This window comes from Candidatus Aquicultor sp. (assembly GCA_036504445.1).
Lineage (GTDB): Bacteria > Actinomycetota > Aquicultoria > Aquicultorales > Aquicultoraceae > DASXVE01.
Map to the genome: position 1 here is coordinate 63,708 of DASXVE010000009.1, position 25,405 is coordinate 89,112.

The following is a 25,405-nucleotide window of genomic DNA, read 5'->3' on the forward strand; positions in this document are numbered from 1 at the left end:
CTCATTTTTGCTTTAATAGTAAAGTTATCCAAGCAATATTACAATCGTAAACGCTATTCCTTTGCACGATCGGGAGAGTAGATAACGGCTAGTGTTCGTACTGTGGCTACCGCGAGCATAGCGGCACTCATCGCGAGTATCTTCATTGAATCGAAATTCGGCTCAGAGAAACGAACCCAAATCTCCTTAAAGGTGAAGACCAACGTTGCGTCGGCGATATAGGTGATTTTTACCCGTTCCTCTTTGAAATAGTCGATCAACACGCGAAACAGCTCTACAAAAATGAAGACGACCATTATGTCGTTGAGGATACCGTGGAACCCCATCGAAAGAATATCTTGTGAAATACTTGCCGGCAAGTGGATAAATATCCTGGCGGTTCCAGCCAAAAGTATGATTAAGACCGCTACAATAAGGGCATCGATTATTAGAGTGTTTACCGATTGATAAAACCGTGTGACAGTGCGTTTTCGATATTCGGCAATGAATAGCTTTTGTAAAACCGACACGTTCTTAGTGCGCTCCTCTTGAGCTATAGCGTTTTCTTCTGCGTTCATCTTTCTCCTATCACACTAAACGTAGAGCAACTGAAAGGGGCAGGGAAAATACCAGCCCCTGCCTTCCTCGTCAAGGAGTGTTATAACATAAGGGTATCAATCATGGCAAGTTTGGTGGTTGCACGGATGTTAAATATTGGTTAAAGGATTGTTAAACCTTAAGGTAGCGGTGGTTGCCGCAAAACGTATACGGAAAAACCTGTAGATAACCGCAGACGAGATGTTTACAATTGACAGTTGGCAGGCATCATACAGCAGTAATCCAGCATATTTTGAAGAAGCTGAGGTCAGATGGGTATCGTCCAATTTAATCGTGAAGATGTGAAAATCGAGTTCAAAGATGTGACGTTTTATTACAGCACGTTCAAGGCGATAGATAATATCTCCGTCCAGCTGCCGAGAAACCGCGTAACGGCGTTTATCGGCCCGTCGGGTTGCGGAAAGTCAACCGTGCTTCGGATCATTAACCGCTCGAACGAGATTACGATGAGCACGTCCCTTGAGGGCGAAGTGTTAATTGACGGGGTAAACATCTACAAAAACGGTGTTGATCCGGTGCTGCTTCGTAAAAGAGTCGGCATGGTGTTTCAAAAACCCAATCCGTTCCCCAAGAGCATCTATGAAAACCTGGCGATCGGCCCTAAGATTCACGGTACTAAGAAAAAGGGCGAACTCGACGATATCGTTGAGGAAAGCCTGAAAAAAGCAGCGCTCTGGGATGAAGTAAAAACCACGCTTCATAAATCGGCCATGCAGCTTTCCGGCGGGCAGCAGCAGCGTCTCTGTATAGCTCGTGCGCTCACGATCAAGCCCGAAGTGCTCCTCATGGACGAGCCGTGTTCCGCGCTCGACCCGATCTCAACGCAGAAAATCGAGGACCTGATAGAGGCCTTAAAAAAGGAATTCACCATTGTCATGGTTACGCATAACATGCAGCAAGCTGCTCGTGCGTCCGACTACACCGCGTTTTTCCTGGTAGAAGAGACGGGCGCACCAGGCAAACTCGTTGAGTTTGGGGATACATCTACTATTTTTACGAGGCCTGCCTACAAAAAGACCGAAGATTACATCACCGGTCGATTCGGTTAAGCTCTACGCTAGGCCGGACGTTGTTGCATTAACGGGTTAAGCGCCTTGTGACAGCTGCAGCACACCGTATCTTCCGGCGCCCGGTACTGGGACAATTTACAACCGCAACGTTCGCAAAATGCTAAGGTTGCTACTCGTCTGGGCCCTGATAAGGCTTCTTCCATAGTTTTTCCGTTGAGATTTGCGAATGATATGCCGCGAACGATAGAACCCCTCATTTCTGTGATCCTTTCTAGTCCGGGTGTTGGCATTTTTGCTGATTTCGATGCCGCTATATTCGTATTTTTTCCAGAACATTTGGCGAGTAAACCTACTTATTAAGAGTTTTTTTAACTATTTCTTAAGCGCCACGCTAAGGGGTTAGCAAGCGCCAAACACCAGTCAAGGGGACGGTTTTTGCGATGCAAATCTAGAATATTAGTTGATTTCCGGCTCTTGGTTCTCGTCGGACGACATAAAGAGTTTATCGAGACCGGTGACTTCAAAGATGCGCGCGACGTTTGGCTTAGCGTTTTCAATCACAACCGAGCTGACCCCACCGAGCTGTTTGCGTAATTTGATTAGAAAGCGCAGGAAATAGCTGTCCGCAAAATCAAGGTCGCTTAAGTCAAAAATTATCCTATTAACGTCATTGAGCTTGCGGGTGAGGGCTTGCCTGATTTTCGAGCTCCCAAGCAGGTCGGCCTCGCCGGAAAGGTGCACGATTAAGGTATCACCGATACGCTCGAAGTCAAACTTGACGTTAGTTTCTATTTGATGCGCTTGATGTCTGGGCATTTTTCTCTCAGCCATTAGAAAACCAAGCTCCTTGGCATGATCTGAATTGTGTCTAGGTATTGTTATATGACGAAAAGCACATCGTCAAACTTCATTTTACCAATTCTTACAAGAGCGTAAGCGCTTGACATAGAGATAAACCGCATGTTTGCACTAAACTTAAGGTGAATAAAATAATTTAGTGTCTCAGTGGTGAGCCGTATGTAATTATATAAAATACCTCGTAAACAAGGCATATAGCTGCCAAATGGTTGCCGGACGAAGCAAGTCGTTATACCTTGTCGGCAGCGTGTTGAGCGGGATATAATATGGAGCAGCGTGTTTTAAAAACCAGCAGGTGATTTTATTGAGTGATATTAAAGTTGGCGGCCAGGCCTTTGGCGATGGCGTTTTGATGAGGACAAAAAAATACTGGGCACTGGTACGGGAAGATGGGTCAACCGAGTTCGGCTCAACCCATTCGTGGCTCGACCACCATCCCCGTTGGAATATCTTCTTTATCCGTTCGATTATCTCATTTTTTGAGATGATTAAGTTCGGTGTCAAGACGTATCAAAAGAATCCCGCCGGAACCAATCGCCGCATTATTCTGTGGCTGGGTATCTATCTTGCCATTACCCTGCCGATTTCAATGGCGGCAACCGCGTGGCTTCCGCGCAGCATATTTATCAATGCAGGGTTCCAATTCTTCTACCTGCTGCTTGCACTCTGGACGATGAGCCGGGGTATGACGAATAAGATCTGGACGTATCATGGTGCGGAGCACAAAGCGGTTAATGCCCACGAGCAGGGGAAAGACTTGAACGATCCGGCAGCGATCCAGAGTTGTTCAAGAATTCACCCACGCTGCGGCACGAATCTGGTGTTCGTGATTCTGGTTTTAATGGCACTTTACCTGCCGTATCCGGACGCCAAGGTCAACGCGCTGTATTCTGGTGCGTATATCGTATCGTCGATGGCGATGTCTCTTGAGCTATTCAGGCAGCTCACACGCTTCCCGAACTTCATCCTGACGAAGATGGTTCTTTTTGGCGGAAGGATGCTGCAGAAGTTCATGACCACGCGAGAACCGGACAATGATCAAGTTATCATCGCGTCTAAGGCACTACAGCTGGTCTTAGCTCTCGAATTGTTGGGCGACAAGCATGAGATTGTCAGTCCACAGCAAGCATAGCACCATAACCATATCAACGAAGTTTAAAGAGCCGCTTGAAATATCGGCTCTTTTTTGTTACAAGGTAGACATTTTTACCGCGGCGTGATATATTTTTCAGTGCACAATCCGAGGTCGGCATAGATGTGGCCGGAGATTGAAAGGCTGTGTGACACATAGACGCAGCTTTTCTTTTTGAAATCACATATTGGGGCGTGGCCAAATGGTAAGGCACCGGTTTTTGGTACCGGATATTCTAGGTTCGAATCCTAGCGCCCCAGCACCGCTGGGAGCTTTTGGCTATGCAGAGCCAAAAGCTCCTGTTTTTGCCTCATTAATATTAAGAGAACAAGAGCATAATTTGTAAATCCTATTGATATATATTGACATTGTCAATATAATAAGAGGATAGGATAAGGAGTGAGCGGTGCTGGATTTTGATGACTTTGACTGGGACGAGAACAATGAGGATAAGATCGTCGAAAAGCACCACCTAAACCGCTGGGAAATTCAAGAAGCTTTTTATAACCAGCCTCAGAAACTTGAAAGTTTTGGAAAGGATTATTACCACTTCTACGGTAGAAGTAATGGTGACAAGCTCCTCTTTATTGCCTTTTCAGTAGTCAAAAAGCGAGGGCTTAAGCTAGTTCGCCCAATAACGGCCTATGAGATGGACAAAAGTAAGCGCAAAAAATATAAAAAATCTAAGTAAAAGGAGAGAAGAGGAGAATAATCATGTCTAAAAAAGAGTTTCCCGAATTTAAAAGCGAGGATGAAATACGTGAATTCTGGGATACGCATGATCCCACCGAATATGAGGGCGTGGAAGTCCCTGGCGGCATGCACCCAACTCATCCCCGTCCCAAGAAAAAAATGGTCTCCCTTCGACTTGATGAAGACCTTGTTGAGCGGCTTAATAAGCTTGCGATTAAAAAGGGCATGGGATACCAGACGCTAATGAGGATGCTCCTCTTTGAGGCCATCGAAGCTGAAGAGCAAAAAGATGCTAAGAGAGCAGGTTAGTGTCTAGGCTCCTTGAGTCTTAAAAGCATGACGGACTCTGACGAGTTTGACAATTGCGGAAGGAAAATATACAGCGTTCACCCTGATATCGTTATGATTTGTCTAAAATCCGTCCTCATCATCCTCCGGATCTCCATACTGAGGCGGAGCGTCTCCTGTCGATTCTATAACCAATGGATAGCTTACATCTTCATTGGCCGGCTCTACTTTTATAAGTTCGGCAACAAAATGCCACTCATCACCGTAGTCAAAGAGAAACAGCCATTTTATCCCGATCTTATCGAACGCTTCGTTTACCTTCGTTCGTTTTACACCTTTAAACCTGCTTTCTTCTCCAATGTCGGCAAATAGTTCATAACCCTCGGTTGAATTAGTCCATCTCTTTATATTGTTATAGAATCCGAAACAGTGATCGAAATAAAAATCGAAGCTATTGGTAATAGCTTCTGCCAAGCCGTATAATGAAAAAGTTTCAGGAACTGCTAAGGTTCTATGCGGTTTTCCACCAGCCCTACCAAACAAATCGTTTAAAGTTGCTTTAATAAAATATATACTCTCTTCTTCTTTAGCCTTACGCTTTTTCATTAACAGCCCCCCGATATAATCCTTGTTTGATTATGATATTTCAATTCTGCCCAGCGTTAGAGATCACGAACCATGTCATAGAAAGTTAGCAGGATTTGGATTCGATCGCATATTCGAGAGAGATTAACTTCGCGGCTACGATTATCGGTGTGGTTTGCCTCAAATGCAATCTCACCCACGAACTCCTCAAAACTATCAAACGGTGCGCATAGTTCAACGTCTTCTTCGATGAACGTCGCGCCATAGAGGATCGCTTCACTTTCAGATGAAAGCACCAGGATTTTCGTAAGCTCTTTGAGCTCACTCTCAAAAACCCTAAGCTCAACGACATCCTCTGGCGCCAGGTTTGAGATCGAATATCTACCTTTATCCCAATAAGCGTCTTTCCAGCTATGGATGGAACCTTCGTCTTTACATAAGGGGCATTGCCACTCGATCACACCATCATCCTGGCGGGCGATAAGAAGATGGCCTCGACATGGTTTGTGCCCAGGACGGCGTCTGCAGTTCAATGCCGAGGGAACAATAGTACCCGGTGGGTTCAGCGATGCCGCTGCAACAATTTTGCCAAAGAAACCGCCAGCGCGACCGGCAGGTCCTGAGCGTACTGGATAGCCATCTTCATCAATATAGTGGGTTATGTTGGTGATATACGCCATGACTCTCCTTTAGCCTCACAGATTTGAAATTCTTCGCATTTAACTCCGTGATGATTCTTTTAGATCGCCCTTCTGCAAAGATTATCATAACGCATAAACCGGTCCAACATTTCATTCCTTCGTTGCCTTTTAACCGCTTTGAATAACGGGCTACTGATGTGACACGGAGTCATAAATATAGTGTTAAGCCCCGCTCCCCATAGATGCGACCGCAAGATTCATCGCAGCTCAGAGATGTATTTCATCAATTTCTCCAATAATTCCAGGTTTGAATAGTGTCCACGGAGGACAGCAAAATCATAAGCACTTTGAAAATAGCTCTGACGAGCCATTTTCTGTTTGCCCAAAATTCAAGGGGTCCAAGGATTCGAACTTCTTTTGTTGCCAATCAAACTGGCATATTCTGTATATAGCTGGAACAAGTGACAATCCGGGGATTAGTTTTTAAGGTGCACATTAGAATCTGAAATAACCGCTTTACAAAGCGGTTATTCTGCTTTTTGCCTACAGTTATGGAGTATAATTACGGTTTATAAACTATGCGTTAGCTTGCAATGAAGATTAACCGGCGTGCACCAGTCTAATACAATCAAATTAACTGAACTCGCGTCACCTTCTTAAGGAATACCTAGGACTCTTTTAGACACGATTACTTCCTTTTCAGACAAACCATATTGGCAATCTAATCGAGCTAGCATACGGTCATACAAAGATATAGTAATAGAAAAAATATACTATATTAAGGTAACGTTAATAGTACATATTATAGAATAATAATATATTGTAGCTATAGTACATTTGTACATTACCCTACTTAGGATTTACTGTTCATCTGGTAACTCAGAGAGGTTGATGGAAAACAATCAGATCAGGGATCGAAGATTGGACAAGGCAATAGGATTCGAACGAGTAAGATAGAGACCTAAAGAGGAGAGCAAACACGCTAATACATATTGCATCAATAATCTGCAATAGGGTTTCCAAATATTGAAAACGCTATGTTAACGAAGGAGGTGAATTTAGTATCGAATCTTGCTTAACCGGTAAAAATGCGTTGGAAAGAACAGGAGGATTATTGATGCTAAAACGGAAGATTCTTGTAATACTAATAGCTGTAACGATTTTGCTTGCAATGTGCGCACCCGCTAATGCTTATACGATTCTTGCTCCTTGGAATTATTTTGGCGGCTACATGTACATATATTATGCTTGGGGTTCAAGCATGCCTTCAACGTCGGTTTGGAAAGATGCATTCAAAGCTGCGGCTACTGATTGGACTAATACCCCAACTGAGCTCATTTATAGCTACAGCAGCTCTGCTATAAATATAAATAAGCTCGGAATTGTGAGTATATCAGGTGGGGCATATGGTTATACGTATAGTAACATTACAAACGGCAAGACGACCTCTTTCAGTGCTGTTGGCAATACGGCAACAACGGGTAGTTTCACTGCGACAATGCGTAGGAGTACGGCAGGACATGAGTTAGGTCACGGCGCAGGTTTGGGTGAGGGTAATGTAGCGCAATCAATAATGTATCAAAACAGAGATCGCTCGAAAATATATATTCCGCAAGTAGATGACGTAAATGGTATAACCTATATGTACCACTAGTACTAAGACATATTGAAATGCATAATTTAGCGTATGTAAATCTCAATAGGAGATGCTATGAAAGAGGTAGTCGCTGACCGCTCCAGGGAATATATAGTAGTACAACCTGGAGTAGATAGGCTATAGGCTGGATATTGTTCTGGGGCTTTAAGACCCTGAAAAGGAGATTGGTCTTCGCCTATAGCTGAAACGGCACCATGGGGCTTAATGACCCTGGATAGGAGAATGGTGGTCACGGTTTTATAAGAGAAGGGAAAAGGGACGCTGCCATAGATTTATTCTTACCTCGCGTAAGACGCACCGAACAAGCGCTAATTGCAAAGGATATAGAGATTGCCAAGGAACGGCCTGCGGCATATGCGCCAAAAACTGAGCAGTACGTCTGGTACCAAAATAATAAACTATGGCTTCGGCAAGGCGCAGAATTATTATCTGAAGAGGAAATCGGCCGTTTAATAACGCTCTCGAATACATATGAAAAGGCCGTGGTTATCATAACGAGCTTTGAGGATGACAGCTCAAGAAAGACTTTTGCCGTAAAGCAAAAATCAGAGTCCCAGTTTTACCTACTTCCCTAATCCAAAAGAAAAGGGAATGCGGCTCCAAAAACTCGTGTAGAGTCAGCCAAAGATGTGTGCGGTCATTAAAGTTCGGCTGCACGCTTTACTGATTCTTAATAGTTCAAAGCTCGTATTGTATCAACTTACTCGGATGCTTAAGCTAACGCGCATCCAACCCAACACACCCCAACCCCAACCAACCGCATATAATAAAACCTGCTAGACAAGGTCAGGTTTCACATAGTATACTTATTGAGGCGTTTTGCCGATAACTGAATATTGGCGAAGTAGAAGCCGGTCGCTTCTCACCCTAAGATGCTTAGAGCACTTGAACGGGTCAAAAGATAGAAGATAAAGAGGTCAAATCTCTTAATTAAATCTTTTAATCAACCACGATGGCGTGGGTGGCGACTGCTACCCGCGTTTTTATTTTACTTAATAGTAAATAGTTATAAGATAAACGCAGCAAAAAACAAAGTTATAAGGGCGTAACAACCCAGGAGGTGGTAGAGCATCGCAACAGATGCACGCGTAAACGAGAGGATTCGTGTCCCAAGGGTACGACTCATCGCAGAAGATGGAGAGCAACTCGGCATTAAACCGACAAATGAGGCGCTCAGGATTGCGTTTGATGCAGGGCTTGACCTGGTCGAGGTAGCTCCGCAAGCCGACCCGCCGGTCTGCAGGATTATGGACTATGGTAAGTTCAAGTACGAGCAGACCCAGAAGATGAAGAAGGCGAAGAGGCATTCCGCTTCGGTTGTACTAAAAGAGATGAAGCTTCGGCCGAAGATCGACAGCCACGATTTCGACACCAAGAAGAAGCATATCATGCGCTTTCTTGAAGGTGGTTCGAAGGTCAAGGTTACGATCATGTTCAGAGGCCGAGAGATGGCCCATACCGATCTAGGTAGAAAGCTTCTTGATCGCATTGCCGAAGAGGTCGCAGAACTTGGTAAGGTTGAGTCAATGCCGAAGCTGGACGGGCGCAACATGATTATGGTTTTAACTCCGGTGCAGAAAGTCGCAGTCGCCGAAGAGTAAATCTACCTACAGCTAGGATTGCTTAAAATAAAATTGTGATTTCACCACTAGCTTAGTCGGTTATGATGCTAGGGATAGTATTTCGTTGTGTGAATGCAGGCTACATCAGCAAGGTTATAACCAGCGCTGATGTAGCCGTAGCATAAGACAAAATTATGAGCACGAGCCGGAAAGGAGTAGATTATGCCTAAGATGAAGACACACCGTGGGGCGGCAAAACGCTTCAAGGTTACAGGCGGGGGCAAACTCGTCTATAAGCACGCATTTAAAAGCCATATTCTTGGCAAGAAGACCACAAAACGCAAACGCCAACTGCGCAAAGATGGCATTGTTGATAAGACAAACGAGAAAAATATAAAGATGATACTCGGAATTTAGGCTTATCCAATACTATTTCATCGATAAGTCTGGTTTAGTTTGATTTTGTTTAAAGGAGTTGACATCCGATGCCAAGGACGAGACACGTCAAGAGCACGAGAAGAAGGCATAAAAAAGTTTTAGAGCTGGCAAAAGGGTATCGCGGTGCGAAGAGCAAGCAGTACAAGGCAGCAAAAGAGCAGGTACTTCATTCGCTTTCATATGCATATCGCGATAGAAAAGCTAAAAAGCGCAACTTTAGGCAGCTCTGGATTACCCGAATTAATGCCGGCGCACGCATAAATGGGCTGTCATACAGCAAGTTTATGAACGGCTTGAAGATCGCCGAAATCGAGATCGACAGGAAAGTACTTGCCGATATGGCGATTCATGATGCCGAGGCGTTTGCAGAGCTCGCAAATATTGCCAAAGAGAAGCTGACGGTATAATTAAATAGAAACACAACGATGATAAAGAGAAGTAGCTGAGGCCGGCCTTTACAGAGAGGCGCAAAAGCTGAGAGAGCGCTAAGGCCTAACCGGTGAAATTCACTTTTGAGTAATGAGCTGAACAAGCATAGAGGCAACCGCAACTTTGCCGGTTACACGAGCTTAAGTAGGGGAATCGGTACCCACCGTTATCGGGCGATATAAGAGCAGGTTGCTTGTACTATGAATATGCGTATGCACGCTATTGATAACCCTTAGGCTACGCATGCGTGTTAAGGAATAAAGTGGCTTGAATCAAGGTGGTACCGCGGGTCCTTTCTCGTCCTTGGTGAACGAGAGAGGACTTTTTTATTACCATCGTTTTGGAAACAAACTTTGTTGAGGAAGGTGATGAGGGGCGATGTCATCCCAGGCGGATCTAAAGTTGATACTTGAAGAGGGTAAGGCAGCAATTCAGAAGGCTTCTGACCTGCGAGAGTTAGATCAGGTACGAGTAGAGTTTCTCGGAAAGAAAGGGCGGGTGACTTCCATTTTAAAAACGCTCGGGCAATTGCCGTCCGAGGAGCGCAAGGAAGTCGGCCGGATCGCAAACGAAGTACGACAGGAACTCGAACGCTATATTTCGGAAAGGCAAGAAGAGCTGTCTCGCGCCGAAGTGGCGGAGCGGCTCGTTGCTGAAGCCGTTGATATAACGCTTCCAGGCCGTAGGCCGGTTCTTGGGCACCGGCATTTGATTGCCCAGGTTATAAAGGAAATTACGGATATCTTTATCGGGCTCGGCTATAAATTGGCCGAAGGACCCGAGATCGAGCTTGATTACTATAACTTTAAAGCGCTCAATCAGCCGACATTTCACCCGGCGCGAACGCTCTCCGATACGTTTTACGTTTCCAAGAAAGGCGTCCAGCCGGATGACAATGACGTGCTGCTTCGCACGCATACCTCTCCGGTACAGATCCGTGTGATGAAATCCCAGCAGCCGCCGGTATACATTATTGCGCCGGGGCGGGCGTTTCGTCGTGATGTCGCCGACCCGAGCCACACACCTATGTTTCACCAGATAGAAGGCCTAGTGGTGGATAAGGGCATCACCTTCGGAGATTTAAAAGGTACGCTTGAAGAGTTCACGCAGCAGATGTTTGGAAAAGAACGGCTGATGCGCCTGCGCGCCCGCGAGGGCTTCCCGGAAGAAGCGGCCCAGGGTATGGATGGTCAACACCAGCAGATACGCCTGCGTCCGCACTTCTTCCCATTTACCGAGCCGAGCGCCGAAGTGGACGTTTTGTGCTTTAGCTGTACAGGCCGGGGTTGCAGGTTATGCGGCAGCGGCTGGCTCGAAGTTCTCGGTGCGGGCATGGTCGACCCGAATGTACTGATAGAAGTCGGCTATGATCCCGAAAAAGTAAGCGGTTTTGCATTCGGCATGGGTGTCGAGCGCATCGCATCGCTTATCTACGGTATACCTGATATTCGCATGTTTTACGAAAACGATATGCGTTTCGTAAGGCAGTTCTAAGGAGGGAGAGACTAATATGCTTGTTCCTATAAGTTGGTTAAAAGATTTCGTAGAGTTCGACATGTCGCCTGAGGAGCTTGCTGAGCAGCTCAACCTCACCGGGACTGCCGTGGAGAGCATAAAAACACTCGGCGAAGGGCTCGATCACGTGCGCGTCGGGTTGCTTCTTGATGTACAACCGCATCCAAATGCGGATAAGCTGAGCATAACCACTGTTAGCATCGGGATGCCCGACACGTTGCAGATTGTCTGCGGCGCTAAAAACATCAAGCGTGGCGACAAAGTGCCGGTGGCGTTAATCGGCGCGCACTTGCCAAACGGTATCGAGATTAAACCCGCGAAGCTTCGCGGTGTTACTTCCGAAGGAATGCTCTGCTCCAAGGCCGAACTCGGCATGGGAGACGACCACAGCGGCATCTGGATTCTGCCGAACGACATAGACGTCGGGGCACTTCTTGCCGATGCCCTCGGGCTCGATGATACCGTTTTAGAGCTGGAAATCACGCCGAACCGGCCGGATTGCCTGTCGATGATAGGTATTGCCAGAGAGGTAAGCGCGATTACCGATAGCACTTTAGACAAGCCGGTGGCCGAAGTAGTAGAGGGGCCGGAAAAAGCGGCGGATGTGACGAGCGTTGAGATACTCGCCCCCGACCTCTGCCCGCGATACACCGCGCGCATTATCCGCGGTATCAAAATAGGGCCGAGCCCGACGTGGATGCAGCAGCGCCTGCAAAAGGCCGGTATGCGTGCGATTAACAATATCGTCGACATTACAAATTACGTCATGCTCGAAACCGGGCAGCCGCTTCACGCATTTGATTTCAATCTGTTGCACGGGCATCGCATTATCGTCCGGCGTGCCTATAACGATGAGAAGATGGAAACGCTCGACGGCGTTACGCGCGAGCTCGATGAGAGTATGCTGGTTATCGCCGATGCCGATCACGCGGTTGCAATCGCCGGCATCATGGGCGGCGCCGACAGTGAAGTGTCGGATCAAACGGCAGACATCTTGCTCGAGTCGGCGTATTTCGAACCGACGTCGATTACCAGAACATCGCGAGCCCTCGGGCTTTCATCCGAGTCGACGTCGCGTTTTGAGAAGGGTACCGACCCCAACGGTGTTATCTATGCGGCGAACATGGCAGCACAACTCATGGAGCAATTGGCCGGAGGCATCGTTGATGAGGGCATTATCGATGTCTATCCGACCCCGATTGAACCGAAAAAACTGCCCCTGCGCCTCGAACGCGTAAACGCGATACTTGGAACCGATTTATCGATGGATTTGGTCCGCGATATTTTGGACCGCCTGGAGATACGAACGCAAGTCGTTAACGGAACAATGGAGATGTGGGCGTTTGCGCCGACATTTAGGCCCGACCTTGAGCGTGAAATCGATTTAATCGAAGAAGCCGCCAGGATTTACGGCTACAACAATATTAAATCGCACTTGCCGGAGAGTAGCGGCAAAAAGGGCGGGTTAACGGCACGGCAGAAGATCGCCGAGATGATTAAAATGCAGCTGGTAGGTTCCGGGTTATCCGAGATCATAACCTATAGCTTTGTCGATCCGGCGGAGGTTGCAAAGTTGCAAGCCCCCGAAGGCGATCCGTTTACCTGGTTCGTTCCTTTAATGAATCCGCTGAGTGAAGAGCAATCGGTAATGCGGACCACGCTTCTTTCCGGTCTTATAAAGACGCTTCGCTACAACGTCAACCGGGAACAGTACGATGTGCAGGTATTCGAAGTCGGGCACGTCTTCTGGAAAGAAAAAGACGGGGAACTACCGGCCCAACCGACGATGCTCGGCATTGCAATGACGGGCGCTTGGCAGGAAGACCAGTGGTATGAGAAAAAACAGACCGTCGATTTCTTCGATTTAAAAGGCGTGATCGAGGCGGTGCTCGATGAGCTGAACATCGGCAATTGGTCGGTGCGGCAGTTTGCGCATCCGAGCCTGCATCCGGGCCGGAGCGCCGAGCTCTTAATCGGTGAGGAGCCGGTCGGGTTCTTGGGCGAGCTGCACCCCGAGGTGCAAGCCGGGCTCGATGTACCGGCCACCTTCGTGGCCGAACTTAACTTTAATACGCTCATTAACCATGCAAAAGTAATCACCGAGTTTACAGAAATACCAAGATACCCGGCGGTATCGCTCGATATTGCGGTTCTCGTAAACGATGATGTGACGAACGATGCGCTCATTGAGGCGATTAAAAAAGCGGGAAGCGCGCTTCTTGAAAGCGTCCGCCTGTTCGACGTGTACAGAGGCAAGGGGATTCCCGAGGACAAAAAGAGTATGGCATACTCGATGACCTTCAGGGCGCCCGACCGCACCCTAACCGATGAAGAAGTGCTCAGTGTGCGCGAACGCATTGTAGCCAAGCTTAACAAAGAGCTCGGCGCGGAGATCAGGGCTTAGAGAAAGTCGTATGAAGCACCGATGGTAGCGGTTTAGAACCATTCGCAGTAAAGTTATACAGGCATTTAGTTAACAACACAGCGTTATCGATTAAAAAAGGCGAGCTTTGAGCTCGCCTTTTTGTTTCTTATGCTTAAGCCCTATATATTCCAATCATGTCTGGATGTATACTGAATGCAATGCGTGCATTTCTACTAGCAGCCGGTCTGGGAACCCGTCTCAGGCCGCTAACCGGAACAATACCAAAAGCTCTTGTCCCAGTAGCGAACAGGCCTGCGATTATCAGACTGCTCGAGCTGCTACAACCCTATAATTTTCGTGAAACCTATATTAACCTGCATTTTCTGCCCGAAGACATCAAGGACGTTATCGGTGGCGGCACCGAATGGGATATGCGCGTTCACTACTCGTTTGAGCCCGAGCTGTTGGGCACCGGCGGCGCTATCAGAAAGATCGGAAGGTTCTTGGCCGATGACAAATTCATTCTAGTAAACACCGATGTTGTAACCGATTTCGATATATCGAAAGCAATCGCCTTCCACAACGAGACCGGTGCTAAGGCTACCCTTATTATGGCTGATCCTGCGCACAGCGAAGAGCTGGAGCGCATTAGCGTGCGACCGGATGGTAAGGTAACAACGCTTGCATCATCCGATCCGCTTATTCGCAACGGTGTCTACAGCGGTATCGGCATTTTCGAACCTTCGATTATAGGCATGATCCCGCAAGGATATTCGTCGTTGCTCCACGCAGTCCTTATACCGCTTGCCGCGTCAGGTGAGCTTTATGCGTACTTTGCCGATGGTTACTGGAACGATATCGGCACTATCGAGCGCTATCTCCAGACGAACATGGATATAATCGGCGGTAAAACCAGGCTTCCGGTTTACGGGCGTCTTATCGGCGATACCGTTTGGATGGACGAGTCGGCCGAAATCGATCTAACCGTGCAGATTGAAGAACCTGTTCTTATCGGCAAAGGTGTTTCAGTCGATAGGGGTGCGACAATCGGCCCTTATGCCGTTATCGGTGATGGGTGTTCGGTCGGCCCCGGTTGTACGATATCTCACAGTGTTCTATGGAATAACAGCCAAATCGGAGCACAAGTAACGTTAGATAATTCCATCATCGCCGATGCTAACAAGATACCCTCTTGCCAGCGGTTGAATCGCGTCATCTTCCAAGGCGGCGTCTCCGAACCTGTATTTAATCTGTAAGCTCCGGGGTTCGAATCCGATCCGGGGAGCACTGGTAATAAATGGCTCCACAGAGCCATTTATTTGTTTCTGCCTCTTATAATGCTTACGGTGCTTTATTGCGGCCTGCGAGAGAGTATAAAGCGATCTGCAATCACTAGGCTATCTTAGATCTTCTAAAACCCTCCCCTTAGCTTTCTAATCTGAAAAGTACTACCTTTTTAGACACGATTTCTTCCTTTTCAGACCTACCGTACTTACCCACTATACCCATATATGACATTATAGTATTGCCAACAAGCAATACTTTTAGTGCCGGGCGTTTATCGGATTGTTGCTTAAAATATTGCAACCCCCCCCCACAATATCACACATCAATATTTTGATATTAGACTTTAGCTGCGCCAATCATGTCAAACCTGAATAGGATATAGAGGAGGATTTGTGATCCAGGATAAGTGCCAAGCAGACACGCATTACGTACACACAGAAGATGTGGTACCCTACGCCATACTTACCGGCAGGGAGAAACAGGTTCTAAGATATCTCCAAAAAGGCTTGCCCAATAAGCAGATTGCAGGTGAGCTAGAGGTATCCGTGAAAACGGTGGAGTTTCACCTATCGAATATCTTCCGTAAGTATCAGGTACGAAATCGCTTTGACTTACTTGACCTTGGGATTTAACCCGAACCCTAGGGAAACCTAGGGATTTCAAGGGTTGTCGGTTAAATAAGTTAGATATACTATAACCAATAAGTAATATAACTTAACCGTACAGTACGGCATAACAACCATTTAGGTCACTGCATATGCAAAAGCTAGCTCCACTACCTAACAATCTATGAGAGATGCGTATAAATAGCCGGCCAAAGCAGGGCGAGCGGCTAATCAGTCAACCAGAACGCCGATAGCGGGCGAACCAAACATCTTGTCAAGACACATATCCCAGATTTCTAATTGGGCTTGATAGCTGTTAAATGGCGATTCGCAATTCCGTAAAGCTATTCTCATCTCAATTTAGCGCACGGTTAAACTAGTCAAGAAAGGAGGTGGCATTATAAATCTGGGTATCCGGTAGTGGACTTCTTCGACTTCATGTCAAGAGACGTGTTGTCGTATGCAGCTTCACGAGAAGATAGAAGGCGCAAGCAACTTCTATCTTCGATACCACAGAAATATGACAGCAAGGGTATTTAGGCAAAATTCAAAATTTTCTCAAGGAGTGTTCGCATGATTAAAGCCAGAAAAGTTGTTTTTTTAGCTTTAGCGCTATGTATGATGTTGAGTTTAATGACAACAGGTGCCGTAGCGCAAAGTAGCAACAGCCCGTATAAGTACAAAATCACCCCTGACTCACAAGATTGGGCCAAGTACAAACCTTATGAATTATTTGAGCTAACGAATATACCGGAAATCACTGTAAAAAACATGAGTACAGCAGAACTCGTCTCAACTGTGATGGATTATCCATTTCTCGGCGATATTTTTGCTTTTGATAGTATTGACGATGGCATAGCGGCTGTAAGTGAAAGATTCTCTGGTTTGAAAGAACTTATGAGCAGAAAAGATGCGGGCAGCTGCCTGTTCAACGAGTATGAGGCAATAGAACAAAATGTGACTGCAAATCCCAAAAATGATAAAAATAAAACCATTATGAAAGAAATGATCGTTGAAGAGCTACTTTCTCAACCTGCCGTTTTTAAACAATTAAGTGAAGTCCAGGTTAGCTCGATCATCGGCTTATCAAACGTACTTTCTGAAGAACTAGGTGTAACTAAAATTGGCGCCGACAGAAAATCTCCTTTTTCTGTAGCAGCCGCCGTAACTGCTAGTTACCTGTATTACACCGTATATACACCCAAGGGTAGCGCCGTATCGGTCTTCGCAAGAGGAGAAGAGCTGACTCCCGCACAAAAGTCTGCTATGGATTCTGAAATGGCTAGTAGGTATCCTGGCGCAACTAGGCTCCAATCCGCTACCACAAACTATAACTGCCATTCGTATGCATGGTACTGGCAATCAACTTCCAACGCATACTGGATGAATGACCCTTCAAAATATATGTCAGACGGTAGTTATATAAAGGTCGGCTTTTTGCCAACGGCAGCGGGTCAAAAATTGTATTATCCTGTTACAGGAGGGCATTCTGCAGTTGTTTACTCAACCGCCTCAAGTATCTGGAACGTGGTGTTAACCTCTAAATGGGGGGCATATGGTCTATATAGACACAAATACGGTATAGACCCGTACGGTAACGGTGCGCTGGCATTAACTAGCTGGAGACGTTAATCACCCTTAAATGTAACCAGATGCAATCGATGACCAGCTTTAAGATCTGATCTAAAGTGTAATATTTTAGGTAATAAGCCCGGGTCTGAGTGGGAAACCGTTGAATTTGCCACAAGTCCCGGGCTTTACCGAATTTCTTTATTAAAAACAATTTGCCATTTTACAACCGTCAACTGAGCAACACACGAAAACATAATAGCTTTTGGTAATAGCATTGGTTTAAGATTATATGCAGATTCTACAAGATAACAAAATTGCCAGCGTCTTAATAGCGAACATGTACCTTACTAAGAAAAACTCAAATGTATTGATTTTGAGGAGCGCTAAATTATGAACTCAGAAACTAAGAACATCATTGCGTATAAAAAGCCGATATTCTGGATGAGCATCTTGTCTGTAATCGGTGTCATAGGAATAGGATATTTTCTCTTCGCTAATCGTAATATTAATACGAGTAGCGATAAAATAGTATGGGCCGATGCGCTCTCTGAAAACGAGGTAAAATCTATTGAAATGGTGCTGTCGCCGGCAGATCGGACTACTCAATATAAAAAATTCCCCGACTCGGAATTTAGCTCAATAATAAAAATCGTAAACGCAAGCAAGGGACAAAAGGTAAGCCCTCCTGACGAACTTGGAAGTACAAGAACGTTTTATATAACCACAAAGGATGGCGTCGTTCATACCTATCAAAATCTAAGCAACACGTACCTGGTTATTGATGATGAGTATTATAGGGCGGATAAAGCATGGCTCAATAACAGTTTTAGGGCTTTTAAGGGCAACGCTTCTCTTCCCGCCGGTTTCTTTGAACGTGTTTCAGGAATCAGCTCAACGTACGATTTAGTGAAGTTGGGCAAGAACGGGAACGTATTAGCTTCGCTTTCCTCAGTGACAGGTAAAAACAAACAGCTTGCCGAAGATATCGTGTTTAAGGCTATGGCTGCATCCTCAATCGATCCTGCCAAGGATATTGCGTCGGTTGATGAGTACTATATGGTAAGACAAATTCTAGCGAAAAACAACTCGAAAGAGACTCATATGTACTATCTTTTTGCACTGGCAGATGGCTATTACTTGCAAAGCGACAAAGAGAAGTCATGCGTAAAGATAGACGCGGAACTATGTAGCCGTATACGACATGCTTTTCAGTAAGGCTCACTTACATTTTGACCCTGAGACAATCGACAAATTGTCAAAGATGCAAGCACGGGTTGATATTGACCTTTATGCCGAAGGTCCCGATTACCCTTACAGCGATGACTAAGAGCCCATCATGCACTTGCATATGAGCACAACTGCTCCAAAAGTTCGAAGATAGTCCGATCCGGGGATGAATTTTCAGGGCGCATAAAGTCACATGATAAAACCGCTTTGTAGAGCGGTTTTTCGTATATCCGGGTATTGTTATGGGGTACGGTTATGGGTCGGATCTAGTTAGAGCTTTATAGTCTTGATTCACGCCTACTATTTCTTTGGCGTACTTTCGCAATAAGAGCTATAATTAAATCAATCGCTGAACAAACATAAAACATATGTTAGGGCAAAGGGAGGAACACATGGCATTCACAAGAGCCTTATATTATCCGTGGATTGATATAAGGTATGACGGATGGATAAAGAGTGCCTCGCTCTACTGGGACACAATACAAACTATTGTTCCCCAGTCAATCTCATGCCCTTACTCTGGTGATGTTGCGCAAGCTTTTGAAGATGAAGGTATTCTTCAACCCTTGAGAGTGCGCTCAGATATGGTTGAGATTGAGGACTTGACAGAGGATGTCCTGAAGTTTTTGAATAGCCCAGAAGCCGCAAATATCTTCCTTCACACTGATACCCAGCGATACGCACATATCCATCCAGAAAAACTCCCGGAAACCGTAAGAAGGTTGTCATCAATTCATCCAGAAAAACTCCCCAATCGAGTACGTGATATCATCGAAAACATTGGGCTCGGTCGCGAGAATAAAGGCTGGCTTGAAGTAGATGAAAGTTTTGCAGATTTTTATATGACCTTATTGGCAACAAAGCTCTCTGAAAGATTGGGAATCGCCCTTTTAACAGAAAATGCTTCACCTCACAGACTAAGCCTTAGCGCTCGAACGGATTCAGGACTATCAACTGTGGTCCAAGAAAGCGACAGGTATGAAGGCTGGTATGGATATCGAGGAAGGAGGCAAAATATACCTCGGGAGCTAACACAAGGCATGATGGTAGATCTGATAGTCGAGAAAATAGGGCTTGATCGTGATACGCCTATCGAGAAGATACTAGAGTTCCGGAAGATCCATAAATCAGAGATCGGTCGCTTTAGAAAACAAGTCGAGGAATTAACAAAAGATATTCCAGACGAACTTGAAATAGATGCATTACGCCAGCACCTAAAAGACAAGTATGTAAATGAAGTAGAGCCGGCTATAGAAGATTTGAAACGCGCTCTTTCTGGTAGTCGTATAAAGTGGCTAACAAATAGCTGGATGAGGGTTTCGTTTCTTTCAGCCGGTTCTTCTTCAGTCCTAGTCGGAATGGGGCTTGATGTTCCAAACGCATTGCTAGTTGGTGCAGGCATTTCGCTCGTTGGTATGGGCGTGTTATTCAATGAAGAGAAACGAGACATTATTAGAGGTAACCCATATGCATATATTCTAGCTATGGAACGAGAGCAATGGATATAAACCGCCGACAATAACATCAAATCGGACAGCAAAAAGCAGAACGAGGGTTTTTAGACAACCAGACTTGCATTTTAGACACGAGAACCTGCTTTTTAGACAAGGTCTATATCAAGCCTTCGCCTTCCAATGTACGCTTAATTTATGAGGCAGGCTAAGTGTGTTGTCCTGCCACATAAGATTTAAGAGGCCACTTAGTTGCTCAGAACAGCACAAACAAGAGATGGTTGGATTTTGAAATATAGCTAATTTCTACTGTTTAAGACGGTAGTTTTTGGAAGTCAAATGGCAAGTAATGTTAGCAGCAAAATGAGAGGAGCATGTTATGAAAAAGGTCTAGCTTTACTTCTTGCAGTAATTTTGGTTTTTGGCCTCAGCGGGAGCGCTTTTGCCAAGCCGGCTTCATCCACTGGGTTGGCAGAAAAGGTTAAGGTAAGAAATGATGCTCTCGTGCATCTCTACAGGATATTTCTATCTTGGTTTTGAATATATAGCTAGTTGCACTCTGCAAGACTATAATGAGGATATCCGGGTGAGCGTAACAAGGGATGGTACGGTATATAAGAATTAGGAAATGGTTGGGATGGTAAAATCGCTAAAGTATGTACTTATCGTCGTGGGCATAATAGTTGTGTTAATAGTAGTATCTATGCTAGTTATCCTAGCAATGAATATTGGCATAGTAAGAAGATAAAAGGGTTGACGATAGAGGCAACTGCCTGATATGGTGGACGCCCCTATTTTTATTTCTCAAAGCACAAAGGTGCAATGACCGTACCCCTTTTAGGGTGCCACTGAAAAGTTCGTGTTTTTAAGCAATTGACCGTCACCCAGAAACTTTACGCCCGCACCTAGGATAATTCCGCCTCCAAACCTCGCTTAACTAATCAAACTGACAATATCTTGCAATAGTTGGAATAAGTAACTATCCGGGGAGCACTGGTAAAAAATGGCTCGTTAGAGCCATTTTTCATTTATGCTTCTTATGATGTCTATGGTTACGGCTTCTGGTCGCCCAGGAAAGAGCATGACATAATTTGTAATCACCGGGCGCCGTCTCAGTATCTCCACAACCCCTCCATTAGCTGTCTAATAGAGCAACGCCTTCTTAGACACGGTTTCTTCCTTTTCAGACACGGTTACTGGTTTAGCACTGCATGTTCTTGTAAACTTATACTGACAGGCCATATGACAATCATTTAGTATATGCTGGTCCTAACCAAGCAGCGTAATATATGGTATCAATTGGCATATCGGCGCCACGATTAGGCCATAAGGAGGCGACGCTCTTATGAAGTTGAAAAGAATCATTTTAGAGGAGGTGAGGACGGTAATGAAAAATGCTACCCCCCAATGACCCCGAATAAGAGAAGCGACCTACCTAAAGGAATATTAGAGGGTAGCAAGATTAGTTTAGCATATGATACTTGCTAAAATTAAATTGATTTATGACCAAAGGAAACAGAGTGATTATGGGAAACAATCGAGCCTTAAGATTTTAGGTGTAATGATATAAGGGAGGGTGGTTTTGAACGTGAAGCGAGTATTTGTATTGATTTTAAGAAGAGCAATAAATGTTATATTTCAAAACCTGACCCCCATCACAAAGAGGAGGAAGTAATGAGACGAATTTCGCGTAAGGCAGCTATCACTTTTGCCCTTTCGGTGGTGCTGTTATTCGTCATCGTCGTGTCGGCGCTCGCGGGAACTGCCTACAGCAGCTACTACAACTTCACTGACGGGAGCTTACGGTTACAGAAACAGAGCGACAGTCGTCACCGACACATCCGGTGCTAAAGCCTCTACTTACATCGGCGCCTATCCTTCGGCGACTCGGCCAGCAGGCTGGTACGGCGCTCTCGGCCGACTGTATAATGATGCGGGTACTCTTGTGCTGGATTCAGGTTATGTGTACAACGCAATACCAGGCACAGGCTTACAGAACTGGACAGCATACTGGACCGTAAGAGACACCTATTATAGCTATGGGGTCAGCAAATCATGGACGGGTAGCGAATATCATGGTCACGCAACCATGACGAGTCCGTACCAATCTTATTAGAGTGGAGGTGGGTTACATGAAGAGGAAGCATGTACTGGTTATCGGAATCATAGCACTTATGGCGGTGCTTGGCGCCGCATCGTTCGCAATCGCCGTGAACGCCAATCTGGGTGGGTCGACTGCCTGGCCCAAGAACGAGCAAGGTGTGACTTACGGCTCGGGGCTGGATGCAAAGTCACTCGAGGATGAGCCCGATTTGATTCGCGTTGAAGCCACGAACGGCAAAGAGGGTTACGCGTACCGCACTGACCTGGAGGGCCCAGATCCCAGCTCGCCCGCTGCGGCGGTCGCTCAACAGAAAGCCAGAGGGGGTAAGCCCCGTGTTATTCCCGTATACGAGGTGGATGGCGTCACACAGATAGGCGTTTTCTTGAGTGGGAATAGCGGGGAAACCCGGGTAATAAAGTAGTGTACTAGGTCGATATAATGTGCCGAAGCCCTGGCGTATAGCTGGGGCTTTGCTAGTCCCTATACCGCACCACAGGCGCACATATCTCGGTATAGTGATTAACCCAAAAACTATATAATCCGCATCTAGAGAAGTTTGATTAGGGAAAAGTAGGAGGGGCGTGTTAAGAATTCTCCAGATTTCTCTCGTAATACCTAAGCAATCAAACTGGCAATTTCAGACAGAAGTTGGAATAAATGCGAATCCGGGGATGGATTTTCAGGTACAAATTCGATTATGAAATAACCGCTTTGTAGAGCGGTTATTCTGCTTTTAGGGTATTGTTATGGGGTACGACTACAGAACGAATCCTCTTAATAAGTTACATCATCGGTGTTACTATAAAGTAATGGTAAATAAGCAAATCTTCGATGTAGTAAAATATCCAGCCATCGGTGTCTGCGGGCTTACTTGTGTTTTATGTCCGGATCATAACCGGGAGACCGAAAGCAGATGCCCCGGCTGTAAAACGGAGTTTCGGTTTGGCGCGGCCTGTCCCATACTGCGCTGTGCTCTGAAGAACAGGGGCGTTGAGTTTTGCTGGGATTGCCCGAAAGGTGAAACTTGCGAGAAATGGCAAAACCACCGGGAAGTCAGTAAGATTCACGATTCGTTTATCTGCTATCAGAAGCTCGAAGACAATATCTCTTTTATTAAGAAGTGTGGAGTAAGCGCTTTTGAAAAAGTACAAAATGAGCGGGCACAGCTCCTAAAAGCGCTATTAAATGAATTTAATGAGGGCCGCTCGAAAAGCTATTATTGCATAGTGGCGACTATTCTCGACATAGAAGAGTTGAAAGAAGCCTTTGCTGTGGCAAGAGTCAAATCAGCGAATCTAGATATTAAAGGCAAAGCGAAATTAATGCATGCAACCATTGATAATATAGCTCAGAATAATGGTTACATAATTAAACTGAGAAGCGCCAAATCTAAATAACTAAGATTAGTTGCTCCAAAAGTTCGAATAACGACCGATCCGGGGAGCAAATATGGAAGATTATGGCTTTGCTAAACCATAATCTTTTTTTTATCCCTTGCAGTATCTATAACAATAGGGATTACAAGAGACCGCTTTCTTATAACGTGCCTTTGAAATGCTCGCGTTTGTCCATGATGGCTCGGTCGTCGCCAAACTCCCTCTGGATTTCTCGTCCGCGACTAGAAACGGCTTCCTGAAATATTCGAGAATGTGCAGGACGACGCGTTTATGATTCAACAAACATATTCCAGCAACTGGCCCTGGAAAGCGCTCCTGGCATCATCTTGCAGTGAGTGGGATAATTAAAATGTACTTATTCGGTAAGTATTTATTGTGCGTTTGCGGCAAACTAGATTGCATACAGCCAGAGAATGGTATTATCCGAAAACCAGATTTTGGAGGGGAAAATGAAACAGGCGGCAATGGTACAAGCCAGAAAAGAACCGCAAGCACTTACGATGGTACAAAAAGCCCTGCTCGTCTGCGGCATCGTCTCCACGTTGCTGTACGCCGCTACCGACGTACTGGGGGGCATGCGATTGACAGGCTACAGCCACCTCGACCAAATGGTGAGCGAGCTCAGCGCCGTCGGAGCTCCGACACGACCGCTTATGCTTGCTTCGGGCATCGTGTATGACACACTCGTGGTCGTATTCGGCATCGGCGTGTGGGCATTGGCCGGCAAGAAGCGCTCCCTACGAGTCTCGGCGATCGCACTGGTGGCATTCGGCGTCATCGGATGGCTGGGATGGTTGGTTCCGATGAACGCGCGGGGAGCCGAGAGGTCTGCCACCGACCTCGGGCACCTAGTCTTCGGAATGGCGTCGGTTCTCTCGATGGTGCTGTTCATCGGGTCCGGGTCCGGCGCAGACAGGAGATGGTTCCGTACCTATTCGATCCTGACGATCCTGGCCACCCTGGTCGCTGGCGCCTGGACGGGCACGCAGGCCGCCCGGATCGCCGCGGGGTTGCCGACGCCGTGGGGGGGAGCCATCGAGCGTGTGGCCGTCTATGGCCCGATGCTGTGGATACTCGTGCTCGCCACCGTCCTCTTGCGAGCTCAGAAGGAGCAGGAGACTTTGCCCGCAGCGGCACCTGAGAAGGCGGTTTGAGATAGAGCTGCAAGTCTCGAATAGAAATGAGGGGAATGAGCCATGACAGGAGTAGACGACCGCACTGCCTACTACGATGACACCAAACAGGAGACAACGATACAAACCGAAAGGAAGCCGGCGGAAGGGCATGAGGCGGAGCGCAGGAACCTACGCAAACGGTTTCCCGCCCCGACTTAGAGTATTGGAGGGGGAAGAATATGAAATTGAAAGTACTTGTAGGAAGCGGAGAAAGAATTGGACTACTTACATTGCCGTTTTTGCTAGTTGGCTTGATTCTGAATACTATGATTCCATCTCTATTCAATGTTGGTGGTCCATCAATTGTTCTAAAGGCGATTTCTATTGTCATCCTAATTCCTGGGGTTACAATTTGGATATGGTCAGTAGTCTTAATCTTGACAAAAGTACCCAAGAAAGAACTGATAACAAACGGACCCTACTCTTTAGTTAGGCATCCACTATATACAAATGCGGCTCTGCTTGTGCTTCCATGGATTGGTTTTCTATTTAACACCTGGTTAGGAGTCTTGATTGGAACTATCGTATACATTGGGTCTAGGATGTTTTCGCCTGAAGAAGAAAAAGTACTGTCAAAGATTTTTGGTGCGGCCTGGGATGAATATTGCAATAGGGTAAAGATACCGTGGCTATAAAGAAGGTCCTCTCAAGGCCCTACCGGCGAGGGCGTCTCGCTGAAAGGAGATGCTATGAAAGAGGTAGTCGCTGACCGCTCCAGGGAATATATAGTAGTACAACCTGGAGTAGATAGGCTATAGGCTGGATATTGTTCTGGGGCTTTAAGACCCTGAAAAGGAGATTGGTCTTCGCCTATAGC

Annotated in this window: 25 protein-coding genes, 1 tRNA gene and 1 other annotated feature; of the genes, 22 read left to right on the top strand and 4 right to left on the bottom strand. The window is 46.1% G+C overall.

Going from position 1 to position 25,405, the window contains the following annotated elements; all coding sequences use genetic code 11:
• Positions 1-53: 53 nt before the first annotated feature.
• Complete coding sequence (locus VGK02_01400) at positions 54-557, bottom strand: phosphate-starvation-inducible PsiE family protein (protein HEY3373706.1); 504 nt, start codon at positions 555-557, stop codon at positions 54-56.
• A 291-nt stretch (positions 558-848) separates the two neighbouring features.
• On the opposite strand from VGK02_01400, the gene pstB reads away from it, so the two are divergent.
• Positions 849-1,646: a phosphate ABC transporter ATP-binding protein PstB gene (gene pstB / locus VGK02_01405; GenBank protein ID HEY3373707.1), complete on the top strand. Its 798-nt coding sequence runs from the start codon at positions 849-851 to the stop codon at positions 1,644-1,646.
• A gap of 417 nt (positions 1,647-2,063) precedes the next feature.
• Here the strand turns inward: pstB and VGK02_01410 are convergent, their stop codons facing one another.
• Positions 2,064-2,438 (bottom strand): STAS domain-containing protein, encoded by a 375-nt coding sequence (locus tag VGK02_01410; protein HEY3373708.1) that lies wholly within the window; start codon positions 2,436-2,438, stop codon positions 2,064-2,066.
• A gap of 331 nt (positions 2,439-2,769) precedes the next feature.
• Between VGK02_01410 and VGK02_01415 the strand changes: the two genes are divergently transcribed.
• The 4 genes from VGK02_01415 to VGK02_01430 all read left to right on the top strand — a co-directional run bounded on the left by VGK02_01415 (position 2,770) and on the right by VGK02_01430 (position 4,599).
• Positions 2,770-3,597 (top strand): DUF1385 domain-containing protein, encoded by an 828-nt coding sequence (locus tag VGK02_01415; GenBank protein ID HEY3373709.1) that lies wholly within the window; start codon positions 2,770-2,772, stop codon positions 3,595-3,597.
• Positions 3,598-3,785: 188 nt separating this feature from the next.
• A tRNA-Gln gene (locus tag VGK02_01420) sits at positions 3,786-3,857 on the top strand.
• Between the two features lie 146 nt (positions 3,858-4,003).
• Positions 4,004-4,288: a hypothetical protein gene (locus VGK02_01425; protein HEY3373710.1), complete on the top strand. Its 285-nt coding sequence runs from the start codon at positions 4,004-4,006 to the stop codon at positions 4,286-4,288.
• Positions 4,289-4,311: 23 nt separating this feature from the next.
• The gene (locus VGK02_01430) at positions 4,312-4,599 is read left to right on the top strand and encodes a CopG family antitoxin (protein ID HEY3373711.1); all 288 of its coding nucleotides are present in this window, start codon (positions 4,312-4,314) and stop codon (positions 4,597-4,599) included.
• Between the two features lie 102 nt (positions 4,600-4,701).
• Here VGK02_01430 and VGK02_01435 read toward each other — a convergent pair whose 3' ends face one another.
• Positions 4,702-5,184, bottom strand: a complete 483-nt coding sequence (locus tag VGK02_01435) for a hypothetical protein (protein HEY3373712.1) — start codon at positions 5,182-5,184, stop codon at positions 4,702-4,704.
• Positions 5,185-5,240: 56 nt separating this feature from the next.
• On the bottom strand, positions 5,241-5,843 hold the full coding sequence (locus tag VGK02_01440; protein ID HEY3373713.1) for a hypothetical protein: 603 nt from the start codon (positions 5,841-5,843) through the stop codon (positions 5,241-5,243).
• Between the two features lie 1,078 nt (positions 5,844-6,921).
• Between VGK02_01440 and VGK02_01445 the strand changes: the two genes are divergently transcribed.
• The 17 genes from VGK02_01445 (at position 6,922) to VGK02_01525 (ending at position 25,223) form a co-directional block, all read left to right on the top strand.
• Entirely contained in the window at positions 6,922-7,458 is a 537-nt protein-coding gene (locus VGK02_01445) for a matrixin family metalloprotease (GenBank protein HEY3373714.1), read from the top strand.
• Between the two features lie 839 nt (positions 7,459-8,297).
• Positions 8,298-8,454: a sequence feature (ribosomal protein L20 leader region), on the top strand.
• 77 nt (positions 8,455-8,531) lie between these two features.
• On the top strand, positions 8,532-9,062 hold the full coding sequence (gene infC / locus VGK02_01450; GenBank protein HEY3373715.1) for a translation initiation factor IF-3: 531 nt from the start codon (positions 8,532-8,534) through the stop codon (positions 9,060-9,062).
• Positions 9,063-9,245: 183 nt separating this feature from the next.
• Positions 9,246-9,440 carry a 50S ribosomal protein L35 gene (rpmI, locus tag VGK02_01455; GenBank protein HEY3373716.1) on the top strand — a complete coding sequence of 65 codons (195 nt, stop codon included), beginning with the start codon at positions 9,246-9,248 and terminating at the stop codon, positions 9,438-9,440.
• A gap of 68 nt (positions 9,441-9,508) precedes the next feature.
• Positions 9,509-9,868 carry a 50S ribosomal protein L20 gene (gene rplT, locus VGK02_01460; GenBank protein HEY3373717.1) on the top strand — a complete coding sequence of 120 codons (360 nt, stop codon included), beginning with the start codon at positions 9,509-9,511 and terminating at the stop codon, positions 9,866-9,868.
• Between the two features lie 400 nt (positions 9,869-10,268).
• Complete coding sequence (locus VGK02_01465) at positions 10,269-11,384, top strand: phenylalanine--tRNA ligase subunit alpha (GenBank protein ID HEY3373718.1); 1,116 nt, start codon at positions 10,269-10,271, stop codon at positions 11,382-11,384.
• A gap of 16 nt (positions 11,385-11,400) precedes the next feature.
• Positions 11,401-13,809: a phenylalanine--tRNA ligase subunit beta gene (gene pheT / locus VGK02_01470; GenBank protein ID HEY3373719.1), complete on the top strand. Its 2,409-nt coding sequence runs from the start codon at positions 11,401-11,403 to the stop codon at positions 13,807-13,809.
• Positions 13,810-13,988: 179 nt separating this feature from the next.
• The gene (locus VGK02_01475) at positions 13,989-15,026 is read left to right on the top strand and encodes an NDP-sugar synthase (protein ID HEY3373720.1); all 1,038 of its coding nucleotides are present in this window, start codon (positions 13,989-13,991) and stop codon (positions 15,024-15,026) included.
• A 423-nt stretch (positions 15,027-15,449) separates the two neighbouring features.
• Positions 15,450-15,689, top strand: coding sequence for a helix-turn-helix transcriptional regulator (locus VGK02_01480; GenBank protein HEY3373721.1), 240 nt, complete (start codon positions 15,450-15,452; stop codon positions 15,687-15,689).
• Positions 15,690-16,235: 546 nt separating this feature from the next.
• On the top strand, positions 16,236-17,294 hold the full coding sequence (locus tag VGK02_01485; protein ID HEY3373722.1) for a hypothetical protein: 1,059 nt from the start codon (positions 16,236-16,238) through the stop codon (positions 17,292-17,294).
• Between the two features lie 330 nt (positions 17,295-17,624).
• Entirely contained in the window at positions 17,625-18,449 is an 825-nt protein-coding gene (locus VGK02_01490; protein HEY3373723.1) for a hypothetical protein, read from the top strand.
• A gap of 404 nt (positions 18,450-18,853) precedes the next feature.
• Complete coding sequence (locus VGK02_01495) at positions 18,854-19,969, top strand: DUF6236 family protein (GenBank protein ID HEY3373724.1); 1,116 nt, start codon at positions 18,854-18,856, stop codon at positions 19,967-19,969.
• A 1,617-nt stretch (positions 19,970-21,586) separates the two neighbouring features.
• A complete protein-coding gene (locus VGK02_01500; protein ID HEY3373725.1) occupies positions 21,587-21,763 on the top strand; it encodes a hypothetical protein in 177 nt (58 codons plus the stop codon).
• 281 nt (positions 21,764-22,044) lie between these two features.
• Positions 22,045-22,437, top strand: coding sequence for a hypothetical protein (locus VGK02_01505; GenBank protein ID HEY3373726.1), 393 nt, complete (start codon positions 22,045-22,047; stop codon positions 22,435-22,437).
• 388 nt (positions 22,438-22,825) lie between these two features.
• Entirely contained in the window at positions 22,826-23,413 is a 588-nt protein-coding gene (locus tag VGK02_01510; GenBank protein ID HEY3373727.1) for a DUF3795 domain-containing protein, read from the top strand.
• Positions 23,414-23,862: 449 nt separating this feature from the next.
• The gene (locus VGK02_01515; GenBank protein HEY3373728.1) at positions 23,863-24,567 is read left to right on the top strand and encodes a DUF998 domain-containing protein; all 705 of its coding nucleotides are present in this window, start codon (positions 23,863-23,865) and stop codon (positions 24,565-24,567) included.
• Positions 24,568-24,609: 42 nt separating this feature from the next.
• Positions 24,610-24,747 carry a hypothetical protein gene (locus tag VGK02_01520; protein ID HEY3373729.1) on the top strand — a complete coding sequence of 46 codons (138 nt, stop codon included), beginning with the start codon at positions 24,610-24,612 and terminating at the stop codon, positions 24,745-24,747.
• A gap of 20 nt (positions 24,748-24,767) precedes the next feature.
• On the top strand, positions 24,768-25,223 hold the full coding sequence (locus VGK02_01525) for an isoprenylcysteine carboxylmethyltransferase family protein (GenBank protein ID HEY3373730.1): 456 nt from the start codon (positions 24,768-24,770) through the stop codon (positions 25,221-25,223).
• The last annotated feature ends 182 nt before the right edge of the window (positions 25,224-25,405 follow it).

Coding starts and splice junctions, on each gene's coding strand:
- VGK02_01400 (HEY3373706.1), bottom strand. CDS start 557: ATGAACGCAGAAGAAAACGCTATAGCTCAAGAGGAGCGCACTAAGAAC.
- pstB (HEY3373707.1), top strand. CDS start 849: ATGGGTATCGTCCAATTTAATCGTGAAGATGTGAAAATCGAGTTCAAA.
- VGK02_01410 (HEY3373708.1), bottom strand. CDS start 2,438: ATGGCTGAGAGAAAAATGCCCAGACATCAAGCGCATCAAATAGAAACT.
- VGK02_01430 (HEY3373711.1), top strand. CDS start 4,312: ATGTCTAAAAAAGAGTTTCCCGAATTTAAAAGCGAGGATGAAATACGT.
- VGK02_01435 (HEY3373712.1), bottom strand. CDS start 5,184: ATGAAAAAGCGTAAGGCTAAAGAAGAAGAGAGTATATATTTTATTAAA.
- VGK02_01440 (HEY3373713.1), bottom strand. CDS start 5,843: ATGGCGTATATCACCAACATAACCCACTATATTGATGAAGATGGCTAT.
- VGK02_01445 (HEY3373714.1), top strand. CDS start 6,922: ATGCTAAAACGGAAGATTCTTGTAATACTAATAGCTGTAACGATTTTG.
- rpmI (HEY3373716.1), top strand. CDS start 9,246: ATGCCTAAGATGAAGACACACCGTGGGGCGGCAAAACGCTTCAAGGTT.
- rplT (HEY3373717.1), top strand. CDS start 9,509: ATGCCAAGGACGAGACACGTCAAGAGCACGAGAAGAAGGCATAAAAAA.
- VGK02_01465 (HEY3373718.1), top strand. CDS start 10,269: ATGTCATCCCAGGCGGATCTAAAGTTGATACTTGAAGAGGGTAAGGCA.
- pheT (HEY3373719.1), top strand. CDS start 11,401: ATGCTTGTTCCTATAAGTTGGTTAAAAGATTTCGTAGAGTTCGACATG.
- VGK02_01475 (HEY3373720.1), top strand. CDS start 13,989: ATGCGTGCATTTCTACTAGCAGCCGGTCTGGGAACCCGTCTCAGGCCG.
- VGK02_01485 (HEY3373722.1), top strand. CDS start 16,236: ATGATTAAAGCCAGAAAAGTTGTTTTTTTAGCTTTAGCGCTATGTATG.
- VGK02_01490 (HEY3373723.1), top strand. CDS start 17,625: ATGAACTCAGAAACTAAGAACATCATTGCGTATAAAAAGCCGATATTC.
- VGK02_01495 (HEY3373724.1), top strand. CDS start 18,854: ATGGCATTCACAAGAGCCTTATATTATCCGTGGATTGATATAAGGTAT.
- VGK02_01500 (HEY3373725.1), top strand. CDS start 21,587: ATGAGACGAATTTCGCGTAAGGCAGCTATCACTTTTGCCCTTTCGGTG.
- VGK02_01505 (HEY3373726.1), top strand. CDS start 22,045: ATGAAGAGGAAGCATGTACTGGTTATCGGAATCATAGCACTTATGGCG.
- VGK02_01510 (HEY3373727.1), top strand. CDS start 22,826: ATGGTAAATAAGCAAATCTTCGATGTAGTAAAATATCCAGCCATCGGT.
- VGK02_01515 (HEY3373728.1), top strand. CDS start 23,863: ATGAAACAGGCGGCAATGGTACAAGCCAGAAAAGAACCGCAAGCACTT.
- VGK02_01520 (HEY3373729.1), top strand. CDS start 24,610: ATGACAGGAGTAGACGACCGCACTGCCTACTACGATGACACCAAACAG.
- VGK02_01525 (HEY3373730.1), top strand. CDS start 24,768: ATGAAATTGAAAGTACTTGTAGGAAGCGGAGAAAGAATTGGACTACTT.